14 protein-coding genes are annotated in these 12,632 nt (G+C 42.2%); 5 read left to right on the top strand and 9 right to left on the bottom strand.

The genetic code is table 11. The features are described from left to right. Positions 1–33: 33 nt before the first annotated feature. Both AACV32_RS08245 and AACV32_RS08240 read right to left on the bottom strand, forming a co-directional pair. The gene (locus tag AACV32_RS08245; protein WP_170894888.1) at positions 34–831 is read right to left on the bottom strand and encodes an amino acid ABC transporter permease; all 798 of its coding nucleotides are present in this window, start codon (positions 829–831) and stop codon (positions 34–36) included. Then, complete coding sequence (locus AACV32_RS08240; RefSeq protein ID WP_047687789.1) at positions 831–1,550, bottom strand: amino acid ABC transporter ATP-binding protein; 720 nt, start codon at positions 1,548–1,550, stop codon at positions 831–833. Before AACV32_RS08240 ends, AACV32_RS08245 begins: the two co-directional genes overlap by 1 nt. A 299-nt stretch (positions 1,551–1,849) precedes the next feature. Here AACV32_RS08240 and aroG point away from each other — a divergent pair, with 299 nt between their 5' ends. After that, the gene (aroG, locus tag AACV32_RS08235; protein WP_094128082.1) at positions 1,850–2,902 is read left to right on the top strand and encodes a 3-deoxy-7-phosphoheptulonate synthase AroG; all 1,053 of its coding nucleotides are present in this window, start codon (positions 1,850–1,852) and stop codon (positions 2,900–2,902) included. 100 nt (positions 2,903–3,002) lie between these two features. Here aroG and AACV32_RS08230 read toward each other — a convergent pair whose 3' ends face one another. Beyond that, a complete protein-coding gene (locus AACV32_RS08230) occupies positions 3,003–3,446 on the bottom strand; it encodes a DUF2850 domain-containing protein (protein WP_026028663.1) in 444 nt (147 codons plus the stop codon). A gap of 369 nt (positions 3,447–3,815) precedes the next feature. On the opposite strand from AACV32_RS08230, the gene ppnP reads away from it, so the two are divergent. After that, complete coding sequence (gene ppnP, locus AACV32_RS08225; protein ID WP_026027338.1) at positions 3,816–4,097, top strand: pyrimidine/purine nucleoside phosphorylase; 282 nt, start codon at positions 3,816–3,818, stop codon at positions 4,095–4,097. A 28-nt stretch (positions 4,098–4,125) separates the two neighbouring features. On the opposite strand, the gene AACV32_RS08220 is transcribed toward ppnP, so the two are convergent. The 3 genes from AACV32_RS08220 to AACV32_RS08210 all read right to left on the bottom strand — a co-directional run bounded on the left by AACV32_RS08220 (position 4,126) and on the right by AACV32_RS08210 (position 5,825). Then, positions 4,126–4,464, bottom strand: a complete 339-nt coding sequence (locus tag AACV32_RS08220; RefSeq protein WP_306690472.1) for a transporter substrate-binding domain-containing protein — start codon at positions 4,462–4,464, stop codon at positions 4,126–4,128. Further along, positions 4,430–4,879: a substrate-binding periplasmic protein gene (locus tag AACV32_RS08215; protein WP_249339481.1), complete on the bottom strand. Its 450-nt coding sequence runs from the start codon at positions 4,877–4,879 to the stop codon at positions 4,430–4,432. The genes AACV32_RS08220 and AACV32_RS08215 overlap by 35 nt, the downstream gene beginning before the upstream one ends. A 97-nt stretch (positions 4,880–4,976) precedes the next feature. After that, positions 4,977–5,825: a pirin family protein gene (locus AACV32_RS08210; RefSeq protein ID WP_017050302.1), complete on the bottom strand. Its 849-nt coding sequence runs from the start codon at positions 5,823–5,825 to the stop codon at positions 4,977–4,979. A 148-nt stretch (positions 5,826–5,973) separates the two neighbouring features. Between AACV32_RS08210 and AACV32_RS08205 the strand changes: the two genes are divergently transcribed. Continuing rightward, complete coding sequence (locus AACV32_RS08205; RefSeq protein WP_017050303.1) at positions 5,974–6,264, top strand: hypothetical protein; 291 nt, start codon at positions 5,974–5,976, stop codon at positions 6,262–6,264. Here AACV32_RS08205 and AACV32_RS08200 read toward each other — a convergent pair. Continuing rightward, positions 6,245–7,420 (bottom strand): GGDEF domain-containing protein, encoded by a 1,176-nt coding sequence (locus AACV32_RS08200; RefSeq protein ID WP_170894887.1) that lies wholly within the window; start codon positions 7,418–7,420, stop codon positions 6,245–6,247. The genes AACV32_RS08205 and AACV32_RS08200 overlap by 20 nt on opposite strands. 313 nt (positions 7,421–7,733) lie before the next feature. After that, complete coding sequence (locus tag AACV32_RS08195; RefSeq protein WP_170894886.1) at positions 7,734–8,642, bottom strand: LysR substrate-binding domain-containing protein; 909 nt, start codon at positions 8,640–8,642, stop codon at positions 7,734–7,736. Between the two features lie 90 nt (positions 8,643–8,732). Here AACV32_RS08195 and AACV32_RS08190 point away from each other — a divergent pair, with 90 nt between their 5' ends. Next, positions 8,733–9,659, top strand: coding sequence for a DMT family transporter (locus AACV32_RS08190; protein WP_170894885.1), 927 nt, complete (start codon positions 8,733–8,735; stop codon positions 9,657–9,659). Between the two features lie 11 nt (positions 9,660–9,670). Here the strand turns inward: AACV32_RS08190 and AACV32_RS08185 are convergent, their stop codons facing one another. Further along, positions 9,671–10,762 (bottom strand): DUF3541 domain-containing protein, encoded by a 1,092-nt coding sequence (locus AACV32_RS08185; protein ID WP_017050306.1) that lies wholly within the window; start codon positions 10,760–10,762, stop codon positions 9,671–9,673. A gap of 328 nt (positions 10,763–11,090) precedes the next feature. On the opposite strand from AACV32_RS08185, the gene AACV32_RS08180 reads away from it, so the two are divergent. Next, entirely contained in the window at positions 11,091–12,467 is a 1,377-nt protein-coding gene (locus tag AACV32_RS08180; protein WP_017050307.1) for a diguanylate cyclase, read from the top strand. Positions 12,468–12,632: the final 165 nt, after the last annotated feature.

The raw sequence follows: 12,632 nt of genomic DNA, 5'->3' as shown, positions 1-12,632 counted from the left end.
GATTGCTGCATGATGTTCTCCTTTTAAGGATGATTATTGAGCGCGCCATTGCGCCCCGAGTTTGTGTTCTAACCATGCTGAAAACCCTGATAAAGACAGAGTTAACAGTAAATAAATTGCAGCGACGGTAAACCATATTTCAAATGGCATCGCCGTTTCTGAGACAATATTTCTACCTTGAGTGGTTAAGTCAAAAATAGCCATCACACTGACGATAGACGAGTTTTTAATTAATGACACGACTTCATTGGTCAGTGGAGGTAATGTACGTTGGATAAGTTGCGGTAAGATCACATCAACATAGGTATAAAAACGAGAAAGCCCTAATGTTCGTGCCGCTTCAAACTGTCCCTTCGGAATGCTGTTTAAACCACCACGAAACACTTCGGCAGTATAAGCGCCTTGAAACAGTGCCAAAGCTAAAATGGCGGTAGAGAAGCGATCTAAGCCCAGCACTGGGCCAAACACAAAATAGAGCAGGTATATCTGCACCAGTAGCGGCGTGTTGCGGATAAGCTCAATATAAATATTGGCCAACCAACGCCCTACCACAGAATTGGAAAGCTTCAACAAAGCGGTTGTTAAGCCAATGACCAGCGTAAAAAATAGGCTGACCGTTGAGATTTGCACCGTAACGGCTAACCCTTCGAGCAGCTCCGCGGGCCACCATTCACCCTCGTCGTAAAAAGCGATGAAATCAGGCACACGATGCCATTGCCACTGGTAACCCATAGCATGTGCGCCAGAATCAAGTAGCCATACCATCCCCGCAAGCAATAGAACTATCTGTACTAGAGCGGAGAAGAACGGTTTTATCAGTACTTTTATCATCAATGGCTCAATATTTGGTTGAGAAACTGTTGAGTTCTTGGGTGTTTTGGCTGACGAAATATCTCTTCCGGCGTAGCGATCTCGAGAATTCTTCCTTCATCCATAAAAATGACGCGATCCGCTACTTTTCGGGCAAAACCCATTTCATGAGTGACGCACATCATGGTGATACCATCTTGAGCAAGATCTACCATGACATCCAGCACTTCCTGGATGGTTTCAGGATCGAGAGCTGAAGTGGGTTCATCAAACAATAAAATTTCTGGTTGCATACAGAGTGAGCGTGCAATGGCAACACGCTGTTGCTGACCGCCAGATAATTGCACCGGATATTTGTCAGCTTGGTCAAGAATATTCACTCGCTGTAAAAAATGGCTCGCTCTTTGTCTTGCGGCTTGCTTACTCAATTTCAGTGTACGAATTGGAGCTAAAATAAGGTTTTCAATCACCGTCAAGTGAGGGAAAAGGTTGAAATGCTGGAAAACCATACCGATTTTTCCCGCAGGCTGTGTGATGTCGGAATGGTTAGAGTTCAGGGTGATCTTGCCCGCGGTGATAGCTTCTAACCCATTGACCGTTCGGATTAATGTTGATTTTCCTGAGCCTGAAGGGCCACAAACGACTAAGATTTCCCCTCGACGAACCTGAAGAGTAATGTCTTTCAAAGCGTGAAAATTATTGTACCACTTGTTTACTTTTTCAAACTCTATCGCATTCATGGTTGAATATCTTGTTGCTATTTTGTTATCACCTACCTTAGCAATATCAAAGAGATAATGCACCTACGAAGCTCATATTAGCGTTAATTTGTGGGTTCCAGCTCAAGAGTGTAACTATTTTTTTACGCAATGATAATTTTGTAAAAAAGTAGCCAATATTGCCTTTTGTTGAAAATAATGATTGAAGTTGTGGTTTTTAGTAGATAAGTTACAGGGGAGAGCCGAAAGCAAGGCTGCGTATAGATCCAACCTGTCCGTTGTTCGGTAGGCAGTAGAAAAAAATAAGGAAGAAGTAAGCAATGTTTCAGACTGATGATGTAAAAATTAAACGAGTTAAAGAGTTATTACCCCCTGTTGCGGTTCTAGAGAAGTTTCCAGCAACAGAAGTTGCTTCTTCAACCACATTTCAGGCTCGTGAAGCCATTCACAATATTCTACAAGATAAAGATGACCGTTTGTTGGTGATCATTGGCCCATGTTCAATTCATGATCCTCAAGCGGCTGTTGAATATGGAAAACGTCTTAAAGTGTTACGTGATGAACTAGGTGATCGCCTTGAAATTGTCATGCGTGTCTATTTTGAAAAACCTCGTACGACCGTCGGATGGAAAGGGCTCATTAACGACCCTTATTTAAATGATACCTATAAAATTAACGATGGTTTACGCATGGCGCGTAAGTTACTGCTTGATTTGACCGATATGGGGATGCCAACAGCGAGCGAATTTTTGGATATGATCACACCGCAGTATGTGGCTGACCTTATCAGTTGGGGTGCTATTGGTGCTCGTACAACAGAATCTCAAGTTCACCGTGAGCTCGCATCGGGTCTATCTTGTCCGGTTGGGTTTAAAAATGGGACAGATGGCAATATCAAAATCGCTTCTGATGCGATTCGCTCTGCCAGTGCATCGCACCATTTCTTGTCGGTCACTAAGTATGGTCATTCGGCCATCATTCAAACGGCAGGCAACCCTGATTGCCATATCATTCTACGAGGTGGTAAAGAGCCAAACTACAACGCTCAACATGTCGCGGCTATCAAGCAGGAACTAGAAATCTCCGGTTTACCACAAAAAGTGATGATTGACTTTAGCCACGCAAACAGCTCTAAACAGTACCAGCGTCAACTTGTGGTATCACAAGATGTGAGCGAGCAGATTGCATCGGGTGAACATGCTATTTTTGGTGTGATGATTGAGTCTCATCTCGTTGAAGGACGTCAGGATCTCGTGGATGGTTGTGCGGCCACTTATGGTCAATCGATTACGGATGCATGTATTGGCTGGGATGACACTGAAGTGGTATTGCGTCAGTTGGCTGATGCGGTAGAGGCGCGTCGCGCACGCTAAATATGGCGTCACTCTATAATATAAAGTATCAACAGAGCTCCCGATTTGGGGGCTTTTCTATTTAGGCTTAGACTCAGCTCTGATCGCGTCACTTTAAGCGCTATGGTTGTGAAAAGTGCTCAGATAATGCTGAACGACGATTTTTACTTGGGTCGCCGTTTTCATCGTTTTCTACCGTGCTTTCATAGCCTTGTTTGATAAAGCGTTGTAAAGGCATGACAGGTTCAATACGCTTGAGTTGAGGGGAGTTTGTTGTCCCAGCAAGTTGGTAAATGGTCACGCCACTACCAGTGTTAATCACAATTTTATCCCCATCATATTCAAACTGAGTGCTGACTAAGCGATTATTTCGAAACACGCCATTTGAATTGAGAGTTAGAACCTCAGTGCTATAGCTGGGTGTACCGATTTCGATCCATGAACCATAGACATTTTTGGGGCTTGTATACTCTTGATAGCTCACTAAAAGTAAAGTGGCAAAACCAGCTGCGATAGTGAACAGCACTATCCAAAAAAGACTTTTTAATACCCACTTTTTTTTCATGTGGTGACCTGAAGAGGCTTTATTTGCATGCGTGAAACCCTTAACTGCCATTCCCACTCCATAACGTAAGCAATCAGCGACTAGTACTTGTAAGGCTAACCAATTAAAACAAGGCTAGAGAGTGGAATATGTCGTGTGGTTTAGCAAATGTCACACTGGAAAATATGATCTTTTTTCCAAAACCAGTACTAATGAATGATAAGATGAACATTGCATCATTAATTTTGTTGACTTACCGATCAGTATAGGTCGCGTTTCACTATTTGTTTAATTCCAATTGCCACTTGTGTATTTTTATGATTTCAGATAAAACGGCTTACAAACGTGTTATTCACCATATTTTGGTAGTTTATTTTACAAGGAAGAGAAATGATCAAAGAAAACACATACTTCGATGGGGCTGTTAAATCTTTAGGTTTTGCTCACCAAAGTGGTGACAGTTCGGTGGGCGTAATGGCTCCTGGCGAATACACCTTTGGCACGGCCGCTCCTGAGCGTATGACAGTCATCAAAGGTTCGTTAACGATAAAGCGTTTAGGGGATGAACATTGGTCTACATTTAAAGCGAATGAATCTTTTGAAGTCGCTGAGAATTCGTCCTTTGATTTGAAAGTTGCCGAAGCAACAGCTTATTTGTGCGAATATTTGTAGTTGAAATAGGGCTTAAAAGCCCTATTTCTTATTGAGCTGTTAAGCCAAATTTTGCATAGATGGCTTCGATCCTTCCACTTTTTACCATTTCAGACAGAGCGTTTTGTAATGCATCCGCTTGTGGATGGCTTTTAGGCATACCGTAATAGTTGCCGATAGTGTTTGGATAGTAGTAGGTTGCTACTTGGTAGTTACTAAAATTGATTGTTTTTAATTCCACTTCTAGCGCAGGTAAATCCAATACGATAACGGTATCTATTCTCTTTGCCTCTAGCATCCTTGCTAGGTTGAAGTCATCATTAACAACCGTTCTATTTATCTCTTTGTCTTGATCAAACGCTTCGAAATAAGCGGTACTTCTTTTCACACCGACATTCAGCTCTCGTAAATCTTGATAATTGATAATTGTTGATTGCTGGCCCATCACTGCGAGTGACAAAAACAATATTCCGTGTTTGCTCACTTATAGGACCGATAAAGCGAACAAATGCTTCTCTGTCTGTTGTTCGTATGACTCGTGGAACAATGTCAACAGTACCATTTTCTAAAGTAGCAAGGCTGCGAGGAAATGGAATGTTTCGCCACTCGATATCGAAGCCTATATTTTTTGCTGCTTCTTCAATGATTTCCTTTAATGGGCCGCTGATTTTTTGACCATCTGGACTGATCACCATTTCTGGTGGTCGATGCCTAAAATCAGCTTTAAGGGTGTTAGCAAAAAGCGTTGAGCTGATCAGCACTGCTGCCAATGAAATGAGAATATTTCTAGTCAATACCCACATATTTCGTGCCTCTCGTCAAATTTACTACTTGAGTATAGGCAAACTTTCTGAGAACCCCAAAATGACACTTAAGATCAGCCGGATGGCTACCCTATGATTAATACTGTTCAAACAGACCTGAGTTGTAGTCTTTAATTGCTTGTTCTATCTCAGAAAATGAGTTCATTACAAACGGCCCATAATGCACTACAGCTTCATCAATGGGTTGCCCCATTAGCAACAATACTCCGCTCGTATCATTGGCTTTTAATGTTAAGAACTCACCTTTTGAGAGCAACGCTAGATCGCCTTGCTTCAACACTTTACTGCCTAGCTGTGCATTGCCTTTGTAGGTAAATGCCATGACATTAAAGTGATTCGGAGTGACGATCTCTAATTGGCTACCCGGTGTTGCTTGCCAGTCTGCCACACTCAATTTAACGCCCGTTTTTGTTAATGGGCCAGTTACTATCTGGTTGTCACAAGTGACATCACCCGCAAGTACTCTCAGCAGGCCAGCTTCTTGAGAGTGGTATTCGGTAATGGTTTCGGGTTGAAAGTCGTGGTATTGCGCTGGCGCCATTTTTTGGCTAGCAGGCTGATTGATCCAAATCTGAAAACCGTGCAACTGACCTTCAGTCATGATTGGCATCTCGCTGTGAATAACACCTCTTCCTGCGGCCATCCATTGGGCACCACCAGAGCGTAATTCACCGACATTACCCATATGATCTTGATGTTGGAAATGCCCATTTAGCATATAAGTGAGAGTTTCGATTCCTCGGTGTGGATGAGGAGGGAATCCGCCAATATAATCGGCTTTTTGATCAGATTTAAATTCATCGAGCATTAAAAATGGTGAAAAATTAGCGTTATTAAAGCCAGCAACGCGGCTAATTTTTACGCCATCTCCATCCGAAGTGGGTTGTGCGGGGATTATCTGTTTTATTTCACGTTGCGTTAGCATAATGATTCTCCTTGTCGGTATAACATCAGTCTAAGACAAGGTGCTGATAAAGAAGAGCGCTGTGTTTTGAAGGTCTTCGTCGAGAAATTCGAACATATCTTGAGGGGGGCTATAATTAGAGTAGGTTGGATCACGAGGAGGATGCCTAATGTCTATGTTGCCCAAACATGAAGATCAGAATCCGCATTATGATCCCAAAGAGGATTTGACGCTTGAGCAGATGCACCGATTTACCAAGGTGGCTAATCAAGCACAGAAAAATCGCGATACGCTTGAACAGCTCAGTGATAAAGACGTTTCCATTGTTGAAGCAGCAAGGCGTGCGGCAATGAGGCCAGTGATTCACCCTAAACCAAATAAACCTAATACAGCACGCTACGCCGCATGGATGGTGGTGGTATGTGCAGTAGGTTTGTGGATTATGTATATGACTCGCTAGCTTTCTTTATTGGTGTCACTGTTGCTGAATGGGTTGCAGTAGATGCTTCAGTATGGTCAAGTGAAATATGTTGGTAATACTGATATTGATTTTTGCCGTTGTGTTTTGCTGCGTACATCGCTTTGTCTGCGCACCGAGTCAGCTCGGCCAAGTTATCAGCATCAGAAGGAAACAAAGCAGCGCCGATGCTGACGGTGAGGTTATTGATCATTTCTGAGCCTTGATATTTATCCTCAAACAGATAACAAATCCGGTTGAGAACGCCATCCAAATCCTTAACCGTTTTGATATCGTAAAGTAGTAGCACGAACTCATCTCCGGCAAATCTCGCGATGGAGTAATCGTGTTTATCGGTCTTCCGGTCTTTATTTCGGACGTTGTTTTTTAAACGATTGGCGAAATATTGCAAGACTCGATCCCCGACCTCATGTCCGTAGCTGTCATTAATGGACTTGAAATTATCAATGTCTAGAAAGACGAGTGCGGTGATGGTTTTTTTATCAGTCTGCTGGGAGAGTTTTTCACGTGCCCAAGTTTCGAAACTCCAACGATTGGCGAGCCCAGTCAGTTGGTCGGTGTAGGCAAGGTCTTCAATTCCCTCTTGATAAAGATGCTGGATATAGCAAACCGCTTTGTTGTAGTAGTAAGAGGAAATATGACACATGCAACAGAGTGCGATGAGACTGAGAAAAAACCGATCTATGGGGAGATATTGAGGAAGAATATCGGCACCGGAGAGTTGTACTGAGACGCCAATTAGCATAAAGAAACTACAGCTAAAAACTAAGCCTATTCGAAAGTCATTAATGAAGATCACCGCCGCAATAATTGGAAACAACCACAGCACATTGCCGACCATATGCTGTCCATATAGTAGTAATATGACCCCTTTTGTTAACAAGATGGCACTGAGGAATAAATCGGCATAGGAGGTGTTATCAGAGTGATGGTAGAAATAAAGGTAATTAGAGGCAATGGCGATCAAGCATAATAAATTAAAAGTGCTCAGGTAATATTGCTGTTCAAGAAAATGAAGAATGCCATAAAAGGCGAAAAGTAGCACAGACACAAACGAGCATAAGGCAACGACCCTACGCTTGCGTGACGCTCGCATATTGGCCATCTCTTCTAAATGTCTACCTACCAGTTTAGTCATACTCGATCTCGATGCTATCCTAAAGTATCAGATACCGAGTTAAGTCTAGAATAAATAACAGAGTTTTGCGGACGAAGTGCATGGAGTAAGTTGAAAAATACAATGGCTAATCATTTGGCGTTTTCGTTAAGTCATTAGGCTATTAATAATCGGTGATCAATGGTCTTATAACTTATTGTATTATCAGCATGTTTTGTCGATTATTTTAACGTCGTCCAAATAAGCCATTATTTTTGTATAAAAAAATGAATATAAGTAAATTTGGATATAGCAAAAAAATCTAAGCCGTCCTGTATTTACATCGCAAATTTAGTTACATCACAAATTCTTTTTTGATCCAACTTCTTAGCACTAAGATACTCTCTTGTTTCAGTTGCTCTTTGGCACAAACGAAGTAGTAGTCTTGATAGGGATTAGTCACTGCGGAACCGAGTTCTTGTAGTAGGCCTAACTTGATGTCATCTTTTACAAAGAGGCGATGGGTAACGAAAATACCTAATTGGCGGATAGTTGCTTGTACGGCTTGTGCTGAAGAAACAAATGATAGGTTTTTGTGACTTTCTGGCATGCTAAGTTGATAAGCATCGCACCAAATTTGCCAGTCTTTTTTGCGGCGGTCGTTCACAGCGATAATCGCTGGGTGGCATTTAAGTATGGATGAAAGCGTCTGCTTATCACCTTGTTTTATGAGGTCAGGTTTTATGAGCTCAGGGCTGCATACCAGCACCAATTCATCTTCGGCAAGTTTCTCACAATAGTAGTCTTGCCACTCATCTTGTTTACCATGAACAATCGCGATATCAACGTTCTCTGATGTTAGAGAAAAAGTGCCTGTTAAACTCGATATTCTCACGTCTATATGTGGCGCATGCTCTTGAAAGCGGTTAACTCGTGGTATCCACCAGTGCAGCGCTAATGAGTTGACCATGTTGAGTGTCAGTCGGTTATGGCGCTCATCTCTCATAAGCGCTTCAGTTGCTTCAACGATTTGCTCCAAAGCAGGCGCAATGCTCCGATAGTATTTTTGACCAGTATTATTGAGTACGACGTGACGCCCAACGCGATTGAATAGCGGCTGGTTTAGCTGGTTCTCTAATGCTTTTATTGATTGACTGACGGCTGAATGACTAACATTAAGGTGCTTTGCTGCATCCGTCATGCTGCCTGTTTCTGCTACGGCAATAAATGAGTAGAGTGACTTGAGCGGAGGTAGTTTTCGCATTGGTAAGTTTCTCTTACAGGTTTGGTTAATATTACTCGTTATTTTTCCTTTCGTCATTGCTCTATGATGGCTGTACTAGAGGAGAGTTGTATGAACCCACGAATTTTGGCCCCATTATTTATGTTGTCCTCCACATTTAGCTTGTCATTGACAGGTCTACTGTCTAAGTTTCTTGCACATGAGATACCGCTACAAAGTCTCAGTTTTCTCCGATTTTTACTCCCCGCGCTTATATTGTTGGGAGTAATGAGCTTGACTCATTTCCGTTTTCCTCCCAAAGGTATGAAACGGGCTCTGTGGGTTCGCTCAGTATGTATTGTAGGCTGTCAGCTCTGTTTTATTTACTCACTTCAGCATCTTTCTTTGGTGGAAAGTGTCGTATTGTTCAGCACTGGTCCACTGTTTATTCCTTTGTTAGAAAAATTAATATTTGGTGTAGTGATGAAAGCAGGCACGGTTGTGAGCTTGGCCATTACATTTATCGGGGTGTTACTGCTGGCTGGAGATGTTTCGGGCATCCATTTACGAATGGAGTTATTGGTCGGTTTACTTGCGGGAGCGCTGAATGCGGGATCGCAGTTAAGCTTATATCGAGCGACGAAAAGTGATATGCGATCTATTCATATCAATGCTTGGACGTTTGTGTGTGCATCAATCTTATTACTGCCTTTGTTATTTCTTCCTACCGCGGACGTGAATGTACTTCAACAAACCTGGGGCAGCTTGCAACAGTTAGCCGTGGTTACTGCCTTGAGCGGAGTTTCTATATTAGTCATCAACACTCAAATTTTTCGAGCCAAAGCCTACCGTCTGGCACACTCTGGCTCCCAGCTCGCTCCGCTGATTTTTACCAATTTTCTTTTTACCGCATTATGGCAACAGTTGTTTTTTAATGTGCAGTACTTGCCAACACAAATGGTAGGGTTGGGCTTGATTGTGATGGCAACTTTTACCGGAATTCTTATCCCGAAGCTATTTAAATCCTCAGTATCGTCAAACCAGCTTAAATCAGCTTAACCCGCTTATTGTTACTGTCTGATGAGTCCATAAGGCAGGCTAGAAAATACCTTAGGATTATTTTTTACTGTTGGCGCTTGGTTGGTTTTCTGCCAGTCAAGTAACATAATGGCAAGTACATTGCGGTGCTCTCCGTCGGCAAGGTCAAACACACCTGAGGTAGAGGGGATCATCCCTTTCTTTTTATCAATCGCTTGTTGAATTGCGAGACGAGTTTTTTCTACAACAGGATCCTTTTCTAAACCTGCGAGTAGAAAAGTGATTCCAACTTCAGCAACCACATCTTCCTTCGCTCTTAGCAAAATGGTATCGATATTATTGCGAAAGTAGTCGAAGATCCATTGATGCTGCTGCTCTTTAATGGGATTTTGATAGTATTCCGAATCGGCAAAAATAATGTGTGTCATGCCATACAGCTTATTGCCATATTGTTGCGCGGAGAGTGCTTTATCAGCAGAATCTGGGTATGTTTTCCTAAAGCTATCAATGAATGGTTGTACGACATCTTGTTCACCTAACTGGCGTAACCAATAGACTTGGTTAGCAAGTTGTGCGGCCCACGCTTTAATCATTTCTTCATCAGTGGCGTACTTAGTAAAATCATAACGGCGGATCACTTGGCGCAAAAGCTGATCTTCTTTATGTTTCAAACCATATTCGTTGGCACGGGCCATAGAGCCTAATAGGTCGACGCCTAAGTAGAGGTATTCTGGCATATGTTTAGTGGCGATATAGCGTAATTGGCTGCGTTCATCTTCGTCATCGAGGTATCCAGCCAAACGTTGCTCAGAGTAGAGAAAAACCTGTTCAGCAGTTGAAACTTCTGCGGAAAATTGATTAAGTCGGCTCGCCACGCGAGCAAGATCACTCCACACCGCTGCTGAATATTTAGGATCTAGAGTTTGGCGGTACATCCGCAACCCATAGTGCCCTTCTTTGAATGCCGGCAATGTGAAAAGTTGCTCTTCATAGGTTTGACGAATAAGATCCGCAGATTCAGAAAAAGTGTTATTCGGTGTTGACGCTGGCTCTGCATAGCCAGAGGCAGGCAACCACAATGCAATAGCGAATCCCAGAAATAGGCCACTCTTTTTTAATAACATGATGAAAACACACCTTTAAGCTAATATTCATAATAATATTATCATTTCATATATTTATTATTGTTGGTGATGTGTCAGGTGTGCGTAAAATGACCACTTTGAGCCGTCGTTAGGATAATACGTTTAGCTGATTGTGCTTTTTACGCTATGCAAATTGATGAATTAAAATCTGACTATGTTAGCAAAAAGCTACGAGTTCATTTGGTTATATCAATAAATTTGTAATTAATTTGGGTATTCCCTCATTAATTACGTTAATCTTAAGTAAGAAGCACTATTCTAAATAGAGCAAGTAAAACCATACACATGTAGTGATCGCTACAGGCTAGTGAGGGAGAGTTGCATGAGACATATCTCAGGCAAACAGTGGTCTGTCAATTTGCTTCTCGTTGCCTTCATCATTTTTTGTGGAGGGTTGATCGAAATTATCAATTTCAATCAACGAAGTTTTATCCGAGATAATCTTCAAACCAGAGCAAAGGAAGAGCTTTCGATTATTCGAGCTCAGTTAGAAGCTGCCATTTTGTCTGACATCTATGTAGCAAATGGGTTAACCAGTTTAATTGCGATTAACGCCCATTCTCAGTTCGAAGATTGGGAAAAGATTGCGGCTAATATTTTACATGAAGGTAGACATTTGCGCGTGATTGGGCTTGCGCCTGATGATGTGATTCGTTACATCTATCCATTGAGCGGAAATCACAAAACGATAGGCTTAGATTACCGTACCGTTCCCAAACAATGGGCCACGATCTTAAAAGCAAGGGAGATCCAAGAGATCTTCATTGCAGGCCCTGTGAACCTAGTTCAAGGTGGGCGAGGCCTTGTTGCTCGGATTCCTATATTTACTGACCCTCCTGATAACCAACAATATTGGGGGGTATGCAGTGTCGTGATCGATTTAGATTCTCTATTACTTTCCACTGGCGTTGAACGTTTTACTCACCGCTTTAACTTGGCAATACGTGGGGTAGACAGTACTGGTTCGGAAGGCGAGGTATTTTTTGGTGAACAAGAGGTGTTCACGAAAGCTTTTGCAAAACAAAGTGTTCATTTTCCCTATGGTGGCTGGGAAATTGCTGTTGCGCAGAAAAGCGATGTTTTAGGTCAAGTGCCTTGGTATCAGGTCCACATTGTACGGCTGTTAGGTTATCCGATCTTAATCTTGTTGGTTGCGGCGTTTATTACGATATATCGCTTGTACTCCATTGCTAATGAAAGAGCACTTCATGATGAATTAACTCAGCTTCCTAACCGTCGGTACTTCATGTATACGCTTGATCGATATTTTGAGCAGGCTATCAAAATGGACCAATCGGCTGGTTTTGTGATCCTCAACATTGATATTGATAAGTTCAAATCGATCAATGACACCTATGGGCATGCGGCGGGTGACAAGGTATTGATTGCTTGTGCGGAGCGAGTGAAAAACGTATTGCGTTCTTCGGATTTAGTTGCACGTATTGGCGGTGATGAGTTTCTGGTTTTGCTGTCTCGAGTATCGGACAACGATGATATTGAGCGGATCAGTCTCAAAATAAAAAGTGCGTTGTGTAATGCGCCAGTCATTTATGAGCAGCACTTAATTAACCTACATGTCAGTGTAGGCGCAGCCGCATTTAGCCCAGAATTTGATAATGTGGATGCGATGTTGAAACTGGCTGATGAGCGGATGTATCAAGAAAAGAGGCAGCAGTACTACTAAATTATTTATTCAGATTTGCATTTTGAAATTTAATTGCAAAATGCAAATTTATTATGCGACACGTTGTAATGAAACCGCTCATAAAGTAGACAGATAAGGTGTTTTTTGGCAGTTTTAAAGTTGGCATGCATCCTGCTATATAGTAAGTGACCCTTCTAAGCCGAG

It is taken from the genome of Vibrio sp. B7 (assembly GCF_963888765.1).
GTDB lineage: Bacteria > Pseudomonadota > Gammaproteobacteria > Enterobacterales > Vibrionaceae > Vibrio > Vibrio anguillarum.
This window is presented reverse-complemented; position numbering and strand designations above follow the sequence as displayed.